Source organism: Streptomyces sp. NBC_00080 (genome assembly GCF_045041255.1).
GTDB classification, from domain to species: Bacteria; Actinomycetota; Actinomycetes; order Streptomycetales; family Streptomycetaceae; genus Streptomyces; species Streptomyces coriariae.
This window is the reverse complement of sequence record NZ_CP108235.1, coordinates 153,021-169,928: the sequence shown is the minus strand read 5'-3', so window position 1 is coordinate 169,928 and position 16,908 is coordinate 153,021. Positions and strand designations below refer to the sequence as shown.

The 16,908-nt window shown below is 69.8% G+C and carries 19 protein-coding genes and 1 pseudogene; 9 read left to right on the top strand and 11 right to left on the bottom strand.

Annotation, left to right across the window (positions count from 1 at the left end; genetic code table 11):
- The first annotated feature begins 35 nt into the window (after positions 1–35).
- The 4 genes from OHU34_RS00785 (at position 36) to OHU34_RS00770 (ending at position 3,946) form a co-directional block, all read left to right on the top strand.
- The gene (locus OHU34_RS00785; protein ID WP_405764074.1) at positions 36–920 is read left to right on the top strand and encodes a universal stress protein; all 885 of its coding nucleotides are present in this window, start codon (positions 36–38) and stop codon (positions 918–920) included.
- Between the two features lie 285 nt (positions 921–1,205).
- Positions 1,206–1,367: a hypothetical protein gene (locus tag OHU34_RS00780; RefSeq protein ID WP_160160094.1), complete on the top strand. Its 162-nt coding sequence runs from the start codon at positions 1,206–1,208 to the stop codon at positions 1,365–1,367.
- Between the two features lie 536 nt (positions 1,368–1,903).
- Positions 1,904–2,725, top strand: a complete 822-nt coding sequence (locus tag OHU34_RS00775) for a universal stress protein (RefSeq protein WP_160160093.1) — start codon at positions 1,904–1,906, stop codon at positions 2,723–2,725.
- A gap of 318 nt (positions 2,726–3,043) precedes the next feature.
- Complete coding sequence (locus OHU34_RS00770; protein WP_405764073.1) at positions 3,044–3,946, top strand: universal stress protein; 903 nt, start codon at positions 3,044–3,046, stop codon at positions 3,944–3,946.
- Between the two features lie 271 nt (positions 3,947–4,217).
- Here OHU34_RS00770 and OHU34_RS00765 read toward each other — a convergent pair whose 3' ends face one another.
- Positions 4,218–4,379 carry a CBS domain-containing protein gene (locus tag OHU34_RS00765; protein WP_327488718.1) on the bottom strand — a complete coding sequence of 54 codons (162 nt, stop codon included), beginning with the start codon at positions 4,377–4,379 and terminating at the stop codon, positions 4,218–4,220.
- Between the two features lie 143 nt (positions 4,380–4,522).
- Here OHU34_RS00765 and OHU34_RS00760 point away from each other — a divergent pair, with 143 nt between their 5' ends.
- Complete coding sequence (locus OHU34_RS00760) at positions 4,523–5,851, top strand: phosphoribosyltransferase family protein (RefSeq protein WP_405764072.1); 1,329 nt, start codon at positions 4,523–4,525, stop codon at positions 5,849–5,851.
- 392 nt (positions 5,852–6,243) lie between these two features.
- Here the strand turns inward: OHU34_RS00760 and OHU34_RS00755 are convergent, their stop codons facing one another.
- The 5 genes and pseudogenes from OHU34_RS00755 to OHU34_RS00735 form a co-directional block, all read right to left on the bottom strand.
- Positions 6,244–6,453 carry a hypothetical protein gene (locus tag OHU34_RS00755; protein ID WP_142270768.1) on the bottom strand — a complete coding sequence of 70 codons (210 nt, stop codon included), beginning with the start codon at positions 6,451–6,453 and terminating at the stop codon, positions 6,244–6,246.
- Between the two features lie 907 nt (positions 6,454–7,360).
- The gene (locus OHU34_RS00750) at positions 7,361–7,594 is read right to left on the bottom strand and encodes a hypothetical protein (RefSeq protein ID WP_230195897.1); all 234 of its coding nucleotides are present in this window, start codon (positions 7,592–7,594) and stop codon (positions 7,361–7,363) included.
- 69 nt (positions 7,595–7,663) lie between these two features.
- A pseudogene (locus OHU34_RS00745) lies at positions 7,664–7,744 on the bottom strand (AAA family ATPase); the annotation flags it as partial.
- A gap of 66 nt (positions 7,745–7,810) precedes the next feature.
- Positions 7,811–8,680 (bottom strand): endonuclease/exonuclease/phosphatase family protein, encoded by an 870-nt coding sequence (locus OHU34_RS00740; RefSeq protein WP_405764069.1) that lies wholly within the window; start codon positions 8,678–8,680, stop codon positions 7,811–7,813.
- Positions 8,681–9,112: 432 nt separating this feature from the next.
- A complete protein-coding gene (locus OHU34_RS00735) occupies positions 9,113–9,241 on the bottom strand; it encodes a hypothetical protein (RefSeq protein WP_405764067.1) in 129 nt (42 codons plus the stop codon).
- A 726-nt stretch (positions 9,242–9,967) separates the two neighbouring features.
- On the opposite strand from OHU34_RS00735, the gene OHU34_RS00730 reads away from it, so the two are divergent.
- Entirely contained in the window at positions 9,968–10,318 is a 351-nt protein-coding gene (locus OHU34_RS00730) for an ANTAR domain-containing protein (protein WP_405764066.1), read from the top strand.
- Positions 10,319–10,334: 16 nt separating this feature from the next.
- Here the strand turns inward: OHU34_RS00730 and OHU34_RS00725 are convergent, their stop codons facing one another.
- The 3 genes from OHU34_RS00725 to OHU34_RS00715 all read right to left on the bottom strand — a co-directional run bounded on the left by OHU34_RS00725 (position 10,335) and on the right by OHU34_RS00715 (position 13,280).
- Positions 10,335–11,228 (bottom strand): RNA polymerase sigma-70 factor, encoded by an 894-nt coding sequence (locus tag OHU34_RS00725; RefSeq protein WP_230195900.1) that lies wholly within the window; start codon positions 11,226–11,228, stop codon positions 10,335–10,337.
- Positions 11,229–11,299: 71 nt separating this feature from the next.
- Complete coding sequence (locus OHU34_RS00720; protein WP_405764064.1) at positions 11,300–12,478, bottom strand: NAD(P)/FAD-dependent oxidoreductase; 1,179 nt, start codon at positions 12,476–12,478, stop codon at positions 11,300–11,302.
- Between the two features lie 433 nt (positions 12,479–12,911).
- Complete coding sequence (locus tag OHU34_RS00715) at positions 12,912–13,280, bottom strand: VOC family protein (RefSeq protein WP_405764062.1); 369 nt, start codon at positions 13,278–13,280, stop codon at positions 12,912–12,914.
- Between the two features lie 63 nt (positions 13,281–13,343).
- Between OHU34_RS00715 and OHU34_RS00710 the strand changes: the two genes are divergently transcribed.
- Both OHU34_RS00710 and OHU34_RS00705 read left to right on the top strand, forming a co-directional pair.
- The gene (locus OHU34_RS00710; RefSeq protein ID WP_230195902.1) at positions 13,344–13,796 is read left to right on the top strand and encodes a MarR family winged helix-turn-helix transcriptional regulator; all 453 of its coding nucleotides are present in this window, start codon (positions 13,344–13,346) and stop codon (positions 13,794–13,796) included.
- 370 nt (positions 13,797–14,166) lie between these two features.
- Positions 14,167–14,565 (top strand): hypothetical protein, encoded by a 399-nt coding sequence (locus OHU34_RS00705; RefSeq protein WP_142270760.1) that lies wholly within the window; start codon positions 14,167–14,169, stop codon positions 14,563–14,565.
- Positions 14,566–14,762: 197 nt separating this feature from the next.
- On the opposite strand, the gene OHU34_RS00700 is transcribed toward OHU34_RS00705, so the two are convergent.
- Positions 14,763–15,203 carry a hypothetical protein gene (locus OHU34_RS00700; protein ID WP_028807025.1) on the bottom strand — a complete coding sequence of 147 codons (441 nt, stop codon included), beginning with the start codon at positions 15,201–15,203 and terminating at the stop codon, positions 14,763–14,765.
- Between the two features lie 184 nt (positions 15,204–15,387).
- Positions 15,388–15,783 carry a helix-turn-helix domain-containing protein gene (locus tag OHU34_RS00695; RefSeq protein ID WP_142270758.1) on the bottom strand — a complete coding sequence of 132 codons (396 nt, stop codon included), beginning with the start codon at positions 15,781–15,783 and terminating at the stop codon, positions 15,388–15,390.
- Between the two features lie 157 nt (positions 15,784–15,940).
- Between OHU34_RS00695 and OHU34_RS00690 the strand changes: the two genes are divergently transcribed.
- The gene (locus tag OHU34_RS00690) at positions 15,941–16,672 is read left to right on the top strand and encodes an alpha/beta fold hydrolase (RefSeq protein ID WP_230195903.1); all 732 of its coding nucleotides are present in this window, start codon (positions 15,941–15,943) and stop codon (positions 16,670–16,672) included.
- The last annotated feature ends 236 nt before the right edge of the window (positions 16,673–16,908 follow it).

The window sequence follows — 16,908 nt, the reverse complement described above, 5'->3', positions numbered from 1 at the left end:
GGGTTCTGCTCGGCGCCGGGAGGAGCTGGTGAGGTATGTCTGAGGGGCCGGTGGTGGTAGGGACGGACGGTTCGGCCGGAGCGGCACACGCGGTGCTGTGGGCGGCGCAGGAGGCCGCCCTCCGGCACCAGCCCCTGCACATCGTGTGCGCCGTCGATCTCGAATTGTCGGAACGCCTGTCCGCCGACACCGCGCGGCGGGTTGGCGAGGCGGCCCGGTCCTTGCTGGGCGAGGCCGCCGCAGCAGCCTCCGACAGGGCGCCCGGCCTGGCGGTCTCCACGGAGGTCGGCCGGGAGCCCGCGGCCGACAGCCTGTTGAGGGCGGCCGCCTCGACGGCTCCGCAAGCCGAGGATGTCGAGGCTCCCGCGGTGACGATCGTCGTAGGTTCGCGGGGGCTGGGTGGTTTCTCCACACTGCTGCTGGGCTCGGTCGGGCTGACGGTGGCCGGACAGGCGACGTGCCCTGTGGTCGTCGTGCGTGGTACGGAGCGGCCGCCGGGCGGGGTGGTCGTCGTGGGCGTACGGGACGAAGAGGACCTGGAGGCGGTGCGCTTTGCCGGGGAGACGGCCAGGCGGCGTAAGGCGTCGCTACGTCTGTTGAGTACGTGGACCTACCTCCAGTACGTCGGGAGTATGGCGCCGATGGCCGACGTGGTGCGGGTGGCCGTGGAGGCGGAGGCCGCTGCGAGTACGCGCATGCTCGGCTCCGTACGGGAGGAGTTCCCGGACATCAAGGTGACCGAAGAGGTGGTGAGGGTCCCCTCGCCAGCTGGTGAACTGGTCGCGGCGTCCCTGCACGCGGACCTCGTCGTCGTGGGCGCACGCAGGCCCGCCCACCACCTAGGCCGTGCGCTGGGCCGGGTCACACACGCCGTTCTGCAGCACGCGCACTGCCCGGTCGCCGTCGTCCCACGCGGATGACTCCTGCTGCTCGCTGACGACCGGGAACCGCCCGGTTGCCGTTGTTCCGCAGCCGGATCAGGACGCGGGGTCTGACCGCTTCTGCCGGGCGCCGAGATTGCGAGCACCGGGTCGACGAACCGGTGCTTGGAACCTTGCTGGAACGCCATGACGTGCCACGGGTGACTTGGATGGGCGCCCAGCGGACGGGGATTTGCGGCAGGGCACGGCCAGGGTGAGGCTGGGATGGTGACTCGACATGCACCTGTGGTCGTGCATCCGCCAGGGTCGGATACCGGGAGGCGGGTGACGATTCGTGGCGAGCACGTGGGTACGGCCTATCACCTGCTCGATGTTGTGGAGTTTCTGCGTCGTTCTGGCCTGCCGGAAGCGCACATGGGGATCGATGATCCGGATCTGGTCGAGTGGCGTGGCGGCGATTCAAGAATGTGGAGTGAGAAGCCGTAGGAGCAGTTGTTCGTACCCGTCTGTCGTCTTACCGGGCGCCCCCTCCAGGTCGCGCAGTTTCCCCGCCCTGAAGGCGTCGGCCAAGCTCGCTCACCCGAGGAGATGTGCAGACCCTCCCAGAGGACCGTCGCCTTCTTGAGGCCGGGGGCGGGGATGGTGATGAGCTGCCGTACCCCTGCGGGGATCCGGGCCCGTCTCTCCTCGATCACCGTGACATGGCCGGTGCGAAAGTACTCGATGACCTTCTCGGCGATCGACTTGCCCACGCCCGGGACCCCTTTCAGACCTACTGGAAATCAGGGGGCTCCGCGCAGCGAGAGGTGTAAGGCAATGCGGTCCGGGATTGCTTCACTCGGCCCCGGGATGCCCGCGCAGTGCGTATGCGGGACGGTGGAAGGGAGAGGAAGGGAGCCTGCTCCACGGCGGGCCGCACGCGGCAGCCGGAAGAGGGCATCACCAGGATCCGCCGCGATCCCGGCCAACTGGACAGGTCCGGCAGCGCCCAAAGAATTCGGCATGTATCCCCGGGAGAGGCAATGACTGATCCGATCGTGGTCGGGGTCGACGGCTCCGGGCGCAGCCTGCGGGCTCTGTTGTGGGCTGCGCAAGGGGCATCACTGCACCATTGCCCACTGCGCATTGTCCACGTGCTGTCCCTCGAGCTCGGTCCTGTACCGGATTCCCGGATCGTGAGTGAGGCCACCGCAATTGCCAAGCAGGCCCACCCCGAGCTGGAGGTGATCCCTGCCGAGGTCGACGGCACGCCGGCGGCCGCATTCCTCTCCGAGTCCGAGCGTGCGCACACCGTGGTTCTGGGTGCCAAGGGCAGAGGAGGCTTCGGGACCGTGATGCTCGGTTCGGTCGCCCTGCAGGTCGTCGGACATGCCGCGAGCCCGGTGGTCGTCGTCAACCACGTTGCTCTCGGCCAGGGCCGCGTCACCGTCGGTGCCGACGGTTCGGCTCACTCTCAGGTCGCTCTGGAGTACGCCTTCAAGGAGGCATCCTTGCGTGGTGCACAGCTTCAGGCACTGTACGCCTGGAGTCCCCCCGGAGGGCCCGCGCCGGTCAGCCCTGCCCAGGACGAGGCGGACGCGGGACACCGGCGTGCACTGCAGGAGTGGCTTGCTCCGCTGCGCCAGGAGTATCCGGATGTGGAGGTCGTGGAGGAGTTGGCACACGAATCCCCGGTTCTCGCCCTGGCCCGTGCCTCCGACCGGTCCGACCTTCTGGTCGTCGGCTCCCGAGGTCGCGGCGGCTTCCGCGGGCTGGCCCTCGGCTCGGTCAGCCACGCCCTTCTGCAGTACTCCATGTGTCCCATGGCGGTCATTCGTCCGCGCACGCAACCGGCCCCGTCGTGACCCGCCCGCCTCGGGCGCGCAAGGCGGCATGGCGGTGGCGCTGAACGACAGCCCCGCCCAAGGCGTCCTACGGGCCGCTGCGGGCGCCGGACTGCCGGGCGGCGGCGTGCCCGCTCCGGTCTGCAGCAGTCCGTCGAGGACGTCCCGTCGCCGATCGGACAAGAGGTGTTCCCAGCCGACAGGACCCGGACGCTCCAGGGCGGCTGGTCGCCGTCCAGGACGCGCGCCGTCCGCTGCGGGTGTCGCAACTTCAGGATGCCTGACCACGTGGACGGATCCCTGAACGGCAGTGCATGAGCTGAGACAAGGAGCGGAAGCATGAGCACGTCGCGTGCGCGGGGGGCGGTTGTCGTCGGGGTGGATGCCACGCCGGGCGCCGGGCTGGCCCTGGCCTGGGCGGCGGACGAGGCGGCGCTTCGTCGTCTGCCGCTGCACGTGGTGCTCGCCGCTGACGTGCCAGGGCTGGAGGGAGGCTCTGCCGAGCTGACGTCGTTGTGGACGTCGTGGGGCCCGGCGGTCCGTACCGTCTACGCGACGGTGCTGGAGGAGGCGCGGGACTTTGCCGTGGGACGGCATCCAGGGCTCACCGTGGTCGCCGAGCTTGCCGACGGTTCTCCGGCGGACGTCCTGCGGGCCCGGGCACCGGGCAGCGCCATGGTGGTGATCGGCTCGCGCCACCGCGGCATCGTGCGGGATCTCTTCAGCCGCGAGTCGGTGGGGGAGCCGCTGGTCTCGCACGCACCGTGCCCGGTCGTCGTGGTCCGCGAGCCGGAACTCGTGTCGCACGCTCCGCCCCAGGTCGTGGTGGGGGTGGACGGTTCGGCCGTGTCGATGGAGGCAGTGCGGTTCGCCTTCGAGGAGGCTGCCTTCCGCGAAGCCCGCGTGATCGCGGTCTCGGCCTGGCAGCCGCCCCACCCCCGCGACTTGGCTTTGGAGGACGCGGAGGACGCGGAGGACGAGGTGCGGCGGATACTGGCGGAGTCCACGGCAGGCTGGCAGGAGAAGTACCCCCAGGTCGACATCCGCCACGCGGTGGTCCGCGGCCACCCGGTACGGGTGCTCAGCGACGCGGCCCAGTGGGCGGTGCTGCTGGTGGCGGGCAGCCGCGGGCTGGGCGGATTCTCCGGACTGCTGCTCGGCTCGGTCAGCCAGGGCCTCATGCACCACGCACCCTGCCCGGTCGTCATCGTGCCGCACCCTGCCAGGAACGGGGACGCCTGACCACCCGCGACGGTAGAACCCATCGGTGCCGAGCGCACGGCAGCCCTCCGGACAGAGGAGGTGGCCCCCGCGGAGGCTAGAGGACGCCAACACCGGCGTCGGCGAGACTGGCGTGCCAGGTGCCGTCGTCGACCGCACAGTCACGCGGCACCTCGTCGGTACTTCTCCGGGGGCATGTCCACCCCCGCAGCGCGTGCGGGCCGTCCGTACGATCGATGCACGCGCCGCGGACCGTCTGTCCTTCGTCGGGACGTCCTCCGGCAGTGGCCGGTCAGACGCTGCGTGCCACCACGGCCTCGACGAATCGGCCCACCTCCTTGTCGGGGACCAACTGCTTGTCCTCGCCGACGATGGGCAGTCGGCGGATCTGGTGCTCCTCCATCGTCTCCAGGACGTGTTTGATGTCCGTGTCGCGCCCTGAGCCGCACTCCATCCTCACGCGGTCGTTCCACCCCACATCCGAGGCGAGGCCGGTGCGCGTCGCGCTGCCGTGCGCATCTGTTCCCTGTGGGGGCGAGGATGGAGATATGGGGCGGGTGCCGCCCGCCGTGTTCCTCGGGGCGAGGAGGTCGGGTCGTGTTCTTCAGGGATCGTCGTGATGCCGGCCGGCAGTTGGCCGCCCGGCTGAGGCATCTGAAGGGGACCGAGGTGGTGGTGCTGGGCCTGCCCCGTGGAGGGGTGCCCGTCGCCGCGGAGGTCGCGGAGGCGCTCGCCGCGCCGCTCGATGTCTGCCTGGTGCGCAAACTGGGCGTGCCCGTCCAGCCGGAGCTGGGGATGGGAGCGATCGGCGAGGGCGGCGTGCGTGTGATCAACGATGACGTGATGCGCACCGCGCGCGTCACCCCCGACGAGCTGGCCCGGGTCGAGGCGCGTGAGCGGGAAGTGCTGGAGAGCCGTGCCCGGCGCTACCGAGCGGGGCGGGAACCGGTCGGCACGCAGGGCCGCACGGTGGTGGTGGTCGACGACGGGGTGGCCACGGGGTCCACGGCGCGGGCGGCCTGCCGGATCGCCCGTGCCGGGGGAGCGGCACGCATCGTGCTCGCCGTCCCCGTCGCGCCGCAGGACTGGACCGCACGGCTCGGCGAGGACGCCGACGAACTGGTGTGCCCGCACACCCCGTGGGACTTCTCTGCGATCGGGCAGTTCTACGACGACTTCTCGCAGACCGCGGACGATGAGGTCGTTGCCTGTCTGGAAGAAGCCGTTGCCCGTCGGCTGAGCACCCCCCGGACCGAGCCGCGTCGCGCGGGGCCGCAGGACCCGGAGGTGGAGGTGCAGGCCGGGGCGACGGTGCTGCGCGGGCAGTTGACGGTGCCCGCGGGCGCGACCGGGTTGGTGCTGTTCGCGCACGGCAGCGGAAGCAGTCGGCACAGCCCGCGCAACCGGTTCGTCGCGCTCGGGCTGAACCGGGCCGGGCTCGGCACTCTCCTGTTCGACCTGCTCACCGAGGAGGAAGAGGCGGACAGGGCCAACGTGTTCGACACCGGGCTGCTGGCCCGGCGGCTGGCGGACGCCACCGCCTGGTTGCGCGGTCGGCCGGAGATCCAGGGGCTGGCCGTCGGCTACTTCGGTGCGAGCACCGGCGCGGCTGCCGCGTTGTGGGCGGCCACCGAACCCGGTGCGCGGATCGCCGCGGTCGTCTCCAGGGGCGGCAGGGCCGACCTGGCGGGCCCACGGCTGCCGGCTGTGAACGCGCCCACGCTGCTGATCGTCGGGGGCCACGACGAGTTGGTGCTCGACCTCAACCGCGAGGCACAGGCCCGGCTGCGCTGCGAGAACCGGCTCGCGGTCGTCCCCGGCGCGACCCACCTCTTCGAGGAACCCGGTGCCCTGGAGAAGGTCACCGATCTGGCCCGTGACTGGTTCACCGACCACATGGCCCCGGTCCCTCATGCGGCGGCCTGAGGATGGACCCGTGCTCCGGTCACGGGCGGGTGCTCAGGTGGAGCGGCACGGTCCTGTGCCTCCCCGGTACTTCGTGCCGGAGGGTCTTTGGTGTCCAGCGCCAGGATCCGTATGCCGGTCCCGGTGAGCACGCACCACCGCGCGAACCAATGGAACGGCCGAGGGGTCACCGAACCATCCGCGTCATGGCGGCGGTAGGACGCCGACACTCCCTCGACCTCGCGGCCGAAGACGTCGAAGAGATTGGGCTGACGCTGCTGCGCAGGCCCGACGGACGCCTGGCCGAGGGGATCGAGCGGGGCCTGGCCCTTGGGCCGACGCGTCCCCGGTGCCGGCCGGTGCTGGTGTCGGCCACCGTGCCCGACTCCGTCTCTTCCGACGCTGTGGTGTGTCTACAGGCCCTGCGAGAGCAGGAGTTCGTGGGCGAGTCGTGCGCCGCGTGCCACTTCCTCGGGCGGATTGTCCTGCGACGGGATGCTCTCCAGGCCATGGGCGAGTGCCCGGACGGCCTCGGCCAGAGTCGAGACCTGTTCTTCCAACTGGCTCAACCGGGCTTCAGGCCCGGGCGCGGCATCGGGTTGAGGGGACTGGCTCTGCGTCATGTCGTGCTCCCTTGCGAGGCGGTGACGGGCCGGGCCGTCACTCAACAGGGGCGATCCGGCAGTGGTGCATCTGCCGCTATGCCAGGTGGGCCGTGCGTTTGTTCTTCAACTGGACCCTCCTCGTGCGGGAAAGTTCGCGGCCGTTCTCCTTGCTGTGTGGCGCAGGTGGGCCCATCCGGATGATCAGTCGCGCGTGCCCGTGCTCGCGCAGGTGTCGGGTTTGCTGCGGGTGGAAGCCGAGTACCTGACCGTAGAAGGGGAGTTCCGCCTCCAGAAACCAGCGCCTTTCCGCAACCCGATGGCATCGAGATCGGCGACCAGCATCTTCGCCGCCTCGGCTCCGCGGCCGCCTCTCATCACGCTGGCGCGTCCGCCCTGTGAGGGGTGGACCACCGCTCCGCTGTCCTCGGCCGCGACGGTACGCAGACGAGGAACCCGCGCCACATCGTGGCGGTCAGCGAAGACCGCCACGTTCCGAAAGGAGCCTGATCAGCATAGGCAAAGCACCACCGCTCGGGTCGGTCCCGGCAGAGTTGCCCTGCCGGCCATCGTTCATAGCCAGTAAACAACGATCGACCGGTGCCCGCGCGCGAGGGCCTGGTCACCCCCTCTTCCTCTGTGGTGACGTGACACTGGGCCGGGGCGGCGATCAGTGGAGTCTTTCTCGCCACAGAGCTGCTCAAGGCGCGATGCACCCAGAAGTCCCACCCGCAGGCGGTCAGTGATGCCCACGATCCTGGCGGGTTCTGGCGGGGCGAGGAGGCAGTGATGAGTGCGGGTGTTGATGCGGCATGCCGGTGGAGATGCTGACAGCGGTGCCGGCCATCGCTGCCGCGCTTGCCGAGGAGACACCCGGTACGGCTGTGGTGGTGTCGCCCGACCTCGGTGCGGTCAGATTGGCCGAGCGCTACGCCGACCTGCTGCGGCGCAGGAAGGTCGCCCAGGCGCTCACCCCGTCGTGGCACTGCAGAGACTCAGCCAGGTCACCAGGGAGCGGGGTGCCGAGAAGCCGCTCTGCCTGCTGGATCTCGTCCCGTGTCGCAGGTGGATTGAGCAGTGCGAAATCGGATGCCGCGTGGGTCGCCAGCCAGGCGTCGATCCGGCGCCAGGAGTCCGACGGGGGCAAGATCTGCTGTGCCATGGCGCCATCGTGGCCCACGCCTGTGAGGAGACGGATCGGGGCCCTGTGCCCGCCGAAGCGAGATCGGTCGGCGGCCTGCTGTTCGGCGCGGGCGCGGGTGGTGGCGAGGCGGTGGGATTCGGTGCCGGTTTCGATGATGTCGCCGCCGAAGCCGACTGCACCGATCGGACCATGATCCTTGTTGGCGTCAACGGCCGTACCGATGTTTCCCGGGCTTCAGCGCAGTGTGATCCGAGCGGAGACCGGCAGGTGGTCGCTGGCGGTGGGCGACAGGGTGCGGATCTGGCGGACGGTTGCTGAGCGGGCCATGACCTGGTCGATACGGGCCACGGGGAAGGCGGCGGGGAAGCTGAAGGCGAACCCTCGCTCCGCTGTGTTCATCCGTGAGGTCAGCGGGGCCAGGCCACGGTCGTCGACGGTGCCGTTGAGATCGCCGAGCAGGAGGACCGTTTTGAGCTTCTCGGCGGCAATGGCCTCGCCGAGCAGGACGGCGCTTTCGTCCCGCTGGGAGGACGCGAGGCCGCTCGCCCGGACACGGACCGAGGGTAGATGCGCGACGTACGCCACGATATTGCCGTGCGGCGTGTGGACCACGGTCCGCAGCCCGCGACTCCATGGCTCTGTGATCCCCTGGGGTTTGATGTCCACCAGCCGGGCACCGGTCAGTGGATGCTTCGACCAGAGTCCGACGGTGCCCCGGACGGCGTGGTACGGGTAGTCCGAGGCGAGAGTCTGCGCGTACACCCCCAGCGTCGGGGGCACCAGCTCCTCCAACGCGATGAGATCGGGGTCGGCCCCAGCAAGCGCGCGAACCGTGCCCGCCGGGTCGGTGTTCTCGTCGCTGACGTTGTGTTGCACCACGACCAGATCGTGCGGGTCAGGCTCCGCCCCGGGCAGGAGCAGCCCGCCGAAGGGGTGCGTCCAGGCCGCCACCGGCAGCAGCAGCGCGGTCAGCGCGGTTGCCGAACGGCGAACCAGGGCCAGGACGAGCAGCAGCACAACCACCAGGCCGAGCCACGGAAGAAACGCTTCCACCAGACTGCCCAGGTGGCCCACGGAGTTGGGCACCGCCCGGTGGAAGGTCATGAGCCCGGCTGTCAGTATCCCGAGCACGGCGAGCACCCGCTCCCGTCTCCAGTCCGGCCGGCATCGTGGACCCCGCTTCGTACTCGCGCGCGCGGCACACGGCCCGGATCGGCGCCCCGTCCGTCGGGTCGTTGCCGCTTCCCGCTCCGCCATGATTTCCCATCTGTTCGACCTTGCAGTTCAAGACGGAGCATCAGGTGAAACGGTTTCGACAGCATCGTTCCCGCCGCGCCGTCACCTTGCCCGGGCACGCGGAGCAGATGGTTGGGGACGTCCTGGGGGCCGCTGCCTCGAACCCGTGGAGTTTCCCGCGCGGGACGAGGCCGAGGACGATGGAGCGGTGAGGGTCGACGTTGCCTGAAATCGACGCCCCTGCTCGTTCTCCTCGCTTGGTTGTGGATCAGGACCTCGGCTGCGACCCCTGGTGGGCGTCTACCGTTTCACCCGGCCGCGGATGGCAAGGACGGCGAGGCCGAGCAGGACCGGCTCCGCCAGGCGGGAGGCCATCTCGGTGTAGGTGCCGACGGTGGTCAAGTCCTGGCTGGAGGAGCGGAAGATCACCGTAATTGATGACGACCCGCAGGGACTTCTCGCACCGCGCGGTCGACAGACGCTCCCCGTAGGGCCCGTCGGGGTTGATCGGATCGGGCGCGTCGGTCGTCATCGTGATGCTGCGGCCGTCGAGGGAACCAGCTGCCGGTACACCGGCGCCAGCGCGGCCGGCTCCAGCACCACCTCCCCCTCCGGCGGAGGCGTCCAGCCGTCTGCGGCGGTGCCGCGTGCGGCGCGCCAGTGCTGCTCTTCGGCCAGCGTCCGGCGTGGAGTCCAGCGCACCGGCAGCCGGCCGCATCAGGCGTCTCGCCGGCCCCACGGCCACGTTTCAACAGCTCGGCGAATCCTGTCGGTTCTGCTGGGAAACAAGAGCAGATCCGGGGAACGGCTTGTGGGTGAGGTGACGCGTGGCTTGCCTGTGCAGTGACCTATGGGCGCTGCGCAGTCGACGGGTTGAGCAACGTGGGCGGGCGCCGCCAGTGCCCGGCTGTCGCCCCGACCCCTCCTGGCGACGGCGCAGACTTCCTCGGGGGCCTGACGGGGTAGCTCTCGAACATGCTGGGCGGGGTGCCGCCGTGGATTCCCAGGGTGAGCGGCGGTTGCGCGGTGCGCTTCCCCGTGACGGTGTCAGCGTTCGCTTTGATTTTCGTGTGATCTTCAAACCGTCTTCCGGGTGTCTTACGGGCGTGCTCGGGGGCAGGCGTACTCGGTACCCCCCCTGTATGGAGACCAGCGATGACGACTTCCCGCGACCAGCGGTTCCTGCCCGACGGCGACGGCACGTGGGGGGCCACAGTGGAACACCTGCAACAGGAGAATGCTCAGCTGCGGCAGGCGGTCGATTCCCATGCGGTGGTCGACCAGGCCATCGGTGTCCTCGTCGTGGTTCACCGGATCCCGCCGGGGGCCGGGTTCGAGGTGCTGCGGGAGGTCTCTCAGCACGCCAACATCAAACTGCACACAGTCGCTGAGATGGTGATCGACTGGGCGCTGGGGCAGCCCCTGTCGGGGACGGTGGAGCGGGAGCTGGGCCAGGCCGTGCAGCGCACCTCGGATCAGGGTCCCGCCGGTCATGCTTCGGGCTGAATGCTTGAGGACCGAATCAGGGTGTCGCCAAGCTGTTGGCGGGAGTCAGGCCGCTGAGCTTGTCGGGGTTGACCTGGAAACGCAGGTACTGGATGCGGTCGTCGACGAGGTCGAACGAGAAGGCGCCGACCGTTTGTCCGTCGAGGGTGGTCAGGACACCGAGCTCGCCGTTGATGACGGCCGGCTCCATCGTCAGGGCGGCCAGTGCGGGCTTGGCCAGGAAGCCCACGATCCAGCGCGCGACGTGGTCGGTGCCGTGGAGGGGGCGGCGGGCGGCGGTGACCTTGCCGCCGCCGTCGGACCAAGCGGTGACCTCGGGGGCGAGCAGCTCCATGACGGCGTTCAGGTCGCCGCCCGCGCAGGCCGCCATGAAGCGGGCGGTGATTTGCCGGCGCCGGGTCCGGTCGGCGTCGAAGCGGGGGCGGCGGGCCTGGACATGCTCGCGTGCGCGGTGGGCGATCTGGCGGACCGTCGGCTCGGGACGTTCGAGCGTCTCGGCGATCTCGGCGTGCGAGTAGCCGAAGACCTCGCGAAGCAGGAAGACGGCGCGTTCGACGGGACTGAGGGTTTCCAGGACGACCAGCATCGCGGTGGAGACGCTGTCCGCCAGCTCGGTCTCCGCGGCGATGTCGGGGGAGGTCAGCAGGGGCTCGGGCAGCCACGGGCCGACGTAGGTCTCGCGGGTGGCCCGAGCGGAGGTGAGGCGGTTCAACGAGAGGTTGGTGACGGTGCGCACCAGATAGGCCTTGGGGTGGCGGATCGCGTCGCGGTCCGCGGTGCTCCAGCTCAGCCAGGTGTCCTGGAGGACGTCCTCGGCGTCGGTGACGCTGCCGAGCATGCGGTAGGCGGTGGCGAACAGGAGCCTGCGGTGTTCGATGTACGGGTCCTGTGCGTCCCTGGAGTCGACCATCGGCTCATGCTGGCAGGGCCGTACCAGGGCGGCAAGGCCCGAGATCATGGTGCTGGGAGCCTGTGCCGCCGTCATCGCGCGGGCTTGCGGGTGGCGCGGCCGCCTTTGGAGACGATGGTGGTGACGTTCATGCGCTTGCTGAGTCGGTAGGTCGTGAGCGGGCTGCCGCTGACCATCTCCTTGTACGCGACGGCGCTCCGGCCGGTGAGGTGCATACGGCGAGGGGTTTCGTCGGCCTTGGTGAACTGGACGACGGCGTCACGGCGGCCGAGGCTGACCGGCTGGTGGAAGTAGCCGAAGCGGAACGGCTTGACGGCCTTGCCGCGCACGAGCTTCGCGATGGTGTCGGCGGTGTACTGGGCGGTGGGCAGGCCGCTCTGGCAGGTGCCGTGGATCTGTCCCCAGGCCAGACGGACGGCGGCGGCGTCGCCGATGGCGTGGATCTCCGGGTGGGAAACCGAACGCAGGGTGGCGTCGACCAGGATGAGGCCGTGGTCGTCGGTGGCGATCCCGGCGTCGGCGGCGAGCGGCGACACCTTGACGCCGGTGGTCCACAGGCAGGCGTCCGAGGGGACGAGCCGGCCGTCGGCCAGTTCGACGGCGTCGGGCAGCACCTTCGTGACGCGGGCGCCGGTCTCAAGAGCGACGCCGAGGCGGTCCAGCGCGCCGTGGAGGTAGGAGCGGGCCTTGGGGCCCAGCATGCCGCCGGGCTCGTCCAGGCTGATCAGCGTGACGTTCAGGCCGGGGTGGCTGTCGGTGATCTCGGTGGCCGCCTCGATGCCGGTCAGGCCGCCGCCGCAGACGGTGACCGTGCCGCCGGACGCGGCGACCTCGGTGAGGCGCGTGGCAAACCGGCCGGCGATCTCCGGGTTGTTGAGGGTGAACGCGTGGACGTCGGCACCGGGGACCTTGCCGGTCTCGGTCGAGCTGCCCAGTGCGTACACGAGCGTGTCGTAGCCGAGGGTCTTGGCGCCGTCGAGGGTGATCCGCCGGGTCTCGGGCTCGATGGCGGTGGCGGTGCCCTGGACGAACGTGACGCCGGTCCCGGCGAGCAGGTCGGGGATCTGATGGTCGGCCGGCTCCTGGCCGGTAGCGATCTGGTGCATCCGCAGCCGCTCGACGAACCGGCTCGACGGGTTGACCAGGGTGATCTTCACGTCGGTCCGGCGGGTGCGGTGGGCCAGCCGGATGGCGCTGAACAAGCCCGTGTAGCCGGCGCCGAGGACGACGATGTGGTGGTCGTTGTTCATCGGATCTCCCAAGGTCGGGCACCGGCATCGGTGCCGGTGACGCCCATGGGACAAGCAACCCGCACCGGACGTGACAGGCCGCAGGTGTGGTTCACGTCACACCATGCACATCGTTGGTGTGCTGCCCCCGAGGGAGCCGGACTCCGCCGGCGGCTCCGGCGCCAGGTCCTCGACGGCGGAGGCGCCACCATCGGACGTCTGTGTGTCTCCGGCTGGACGCCGGGCCGGGGTCCGCGCGGCTGTCGCCATCGCCGCGCGGCTCGCTGACGATGGGCCGGAGTGAGGGCTCGAACTCCGGGCGCCAGAGTGCTGGACCTGGGCAGATCTCCCGACGCGGCCCCGGTTCAGCAGTGCCGAAGGTGGCATCACGCACGGGCCCGGGGCGCAACCGCAGTCTTCGGGGATCGTCGGTCGTCCGGTGGGGTTTCGCCGATCAGGTGCGGTCGTGGAGAGTGACCTGGTAGCCGTCGGGGTCGGCGAAGGTGAATGTCCGGCCGAAGGGGCCGTCGATCGGTGCGGAGACGATGGTGTGGCCGTCGGCAACGAGAGAATCGTGAATGGCCTGGACGTCTGTGGCGTGGAGCCAGATCGCGGCACCGATGCCGGGCTGGGCAACGGATGCGAGGTCGGTGCCGGGAAGGGCGTCGCGGAGTGCGAACGCGATCGGCTTCGTCTCGAAGACGACGGCGTGCGGGGGTCCGGCCTGTGAGCGGACGAGGCCCAGGTACTGCTCGTAGAACGCCTGCGAGGCGTCGAGGTCGCGCGCTTGGAGCGAGATGAAGTCGGGGCCGGTGGCGGGCATGAGGATGCTCCTTCTCTTCGTGTCAGCTTTCTGACACAGGTCAGTCTATGTCAGAATGCTGACATGAATCAAGACGGCATCGACCTGCGGACTTCACTCGGCTACCTGCTGAAAGAGGCGTCGAGCGCCCTGCGCACAGCCATGGAGGAGGTGCTGCGGCCGCTCGGGATGAACGTGACGCGTTACTCCTGCCTCGAGCTGCTGGCTCAACGACCGGGCTTGTCGAACTCCGAGCTCGCGCGGGGCGCGTTCGTGACACGGCAGTCGATGAACGTGCTGCTCCAGGCCCTGGAACGAGAGGGTTACGTGACCAGGCCCGCGGAGGCACCCGTCGGGAAGGTTCTTCCCACGCGGCTCACGCCTCTCGGCCGACAGAGCCTGGAGAAGGCGACCGTAGCGGTCCGGTCCGTCGAGGTCAGAATGCTGGCCGGCATGACCGAGGCCGAGCAGTCAGGCGCGTTCCGGATCCTGCAGAGCATGATCCGTTCCCTGCGCGACGGCAACGACGCCGCATAGCTCGTTTCCCGGCACACGTCTCGTCGCGCCCGGATGAGGTGCAGCCGACCATGAGAGCCCGTGCCCGGAAGGGTCCAGCCACCTCTCCGTCACCTGCGCGAGCCGGTCAGCGGCCAGTTTCGCCCCGCATCCCATAAGAATCATGATCCCCGCACCGAGCTTCACAGAGTGCTCGGCCGACATCGAGCCCGTGCACCGCGGTGTGCGGGCGATGGTAGACGAGGGCTCGCGCCGGCCATCCATCAGCCCGTGCCACATGGTCTTCGATCGTGTCGGGACCGGAGGCGAGGGTGGGATGATCCTGTCCTCTCCGGTACGCCTGGCGGCGCCATGTGTACCGGATCGCACCGACGAGGAAGACGAAGGATCGATGACGCTGAACGTGGGCCAACGGGTGCGGCTGGCGGCGGAACTCCGGTTGGCCGGATCGGTGACCCCGGCCGAGGAGCCCCCGGAGGAGACGGGTGCCTTCGCCGCCGCCTCTGTGGCCCTGGCGGCAGGTATCGAGGGCACTGTCGAGCGTGTGGACGAGCATCACCGGCAGCAGAGCCACGAGGTACGTGAGTATCTGCGCCTCAAGTCGCTCCTCGACGACTTCGGCCACCAGATGCCGCCGGAGAGCAGAAAGCAACTGGAGGGGCAGGTGGGGGCCTTGGAGGAGCAGTGGGCCGCCTACCAGCGAAGGATGCTCCGCGTCACGGTCCGCGTCCGGCTCGACAACGGATTCGTCCTCGACCACGCCCCCGAGGAGGTTTTCGCCTCTGCCTGACCAGGCGTCGCAGCGCTCGCCTTCCGTGCGCGGGTCTGTCGAACGAGCGTGTATCCGGGGTGGTCGGTGCCCGTCCGCACCGCCGCCTCGTCACGTTGTGCACACGCTGAAGCGACCGCAACGACATCCCCAGCACGTGATTCCGGCGGATCGCGGCGTACAACTCGACCTTCGCCGGCTTGTACGGTGATCCCCGGTCAGCGTCGGCCGGTTGCCAGGATGAGGAGGAACTGGCCGCCGCCCGCCTCGATGCCGGCGGTCACCGGCAGTCCCGGTACCAGTCGGGAGAAGCGGTCCACCAGCCAATCCGCCGCTTCCTGGGCGTCCTTCCTGGTCGGACAACGGCCCACCATCTCGCGGCCACCCTTGCGCTCCAGCCTCGCGGCAACAGTGATCAGCGGCGCGGGTTCGACCACGTACAGGCGGTCGGGCCAGGCGATGACCGCCTTGACCGCGCCCTTGCGGGTGTTGCACCCGCGGTGCGCGAGCCGCTCGGCGACCTTGGCCTTCCGGTCGGCGGTCCGGCTGTCGACGCTGGGCCCCTGCGGGTCGTTCACCGACTTGTCGGGGTCGACCGGTTCGTCGCACACCCAGCAGCGCCAGCCGTCGCGCTCAGCTACATCATCAAGGAGACTCACCCGAGCAAACTAGCCTGCCCGGCTGCCACCCCGCGCACCAGGGCCTCGGCAGTCAGGTGAGCCGTGGGCCCTGTCCGTGGCGGACGCCCCGCCCGACGTGCGCCTCAGCCTCGCGACGGTCGGAAGCGGCCGGGGGAGCCTGTCGAGCCGTACGTGCAGATGGGGGAGTGCGGCCGGGCGGAGGTCAGGCGGGCGAGGTGTCGGGGCGGGCGTCGTACACGGCGCGGGCGGCGTCGATGTGCGTCAGGTGCGTGATGCTCCACTCCAGCAGGGGAGCGGTGGCTTCGCGGAGGGTCCTGCCCATCGGAGTGAGTTCGTAACTGACGTGTGGCGGCATGACGTTGCGGACGGTTCGGGTGAGGATCCCGTCGCGTTCCAGACCGCGCAGGGTGACGGTGAGCATGCGCTGGCTGATCCCGTCGACGGCCCGCTTGAGTTCGGTGAAGCGGCGCGGCCCCTGGCTGAGGTTGCGCACGATCAGCAGCGACCACTTGTCGCCGACGATGCCGAGCACTTCACGGGCCTGGCACGGGTCCTCCGGCCGTGCCGGCCGCGACTCGCCGCCCACTGTGCCGCTCATGGTTACCTCCAGAGAACCGGGGCACCGAAATGTGCCTTATTGATCGGGGTGTGGCAGGTGCAGCACGATGATTTCGGTTCCCGAAGAGTACCGAGGCACCGACAGGAACCGTAATGCTCTCGCGCCTCCACGTCCCGAAGAGGAAAAAGTTCCCCTCATGTCAACTTTTCTGCTGGTGCACGGCGCTTGGCACAACGGCCAGTGCTGGGAGCGGGTGGTCCCGCTGCTGGAATCGGCCGGACACCGCGTGTTCGCGCCCTCGCTGACGGGCTACGGCGACAAGGCGCACCTGCTCGGTCCCGAGGTGGGGCTCGACACGCACGTCGCAGACGTCGTCGAGCTGATCCACGAGGAGGATCTGACCGAGGTGGTGCTCGTGGGTCACAGCTACGCGGGGCTCGTCGTCTCGTCCGTGGCCAACGAGGTACCGGAACGAATCGCGCACCTGGTGTACCTCGACGCGATGGTCCCGGAGCACGGCGAGACCGCCGTCGACGTGCAGCCCATGACCCAGCACCTGATCGACCTGGCGGCCGAGTCCGACAACGGCTGGCGCATCCCGCCGCTGCCCGAGATGCCTCCGCCCCTCGGCCTGTTCGGAGTCACCGACCCGGCGGACGTCGCATGGCTGCGTGCGACGCTCTCCGACCAGCCGGTGCGCTGTCTGCGGCAACCGGTTCGGCTGGACAACCCTGCCGTGGACTCCATTCCGCGCACGCACATCCACTGCGTCGGCGCAGAGCCGGAGGGCATCGTGCGGCGGCCCGTCCCCGCGACCCAGCCCAACGGCTCCCCAGCACGGATACGGGAGCTGCCGACCGGGCACGATTGCATGATCACCATGCCGGCGGACCTGAGCGAACTGCTGCTTGCAACCACCCGTCGGTAGCGTCCGAACCTCAACTGCGGCTGCGGCTGCGGCGGCGCGGACTCCGGTCGGTGATCCCACAGCCGGCCGACCGGGCCGCGAAGCTTAATCGGCTCGGTCGGCGCGGCGCCGTCCGCCGGCCACAGACCCCGCGCGGTCATCGTCCGCGCGTGCCCTTTCCCGTGCCGCACCCCCGCTTCCCGGGTCTTTCCCGGATCGCCGGACGTGACCTCTTGCCAGCGGTGAACGATGCGCCT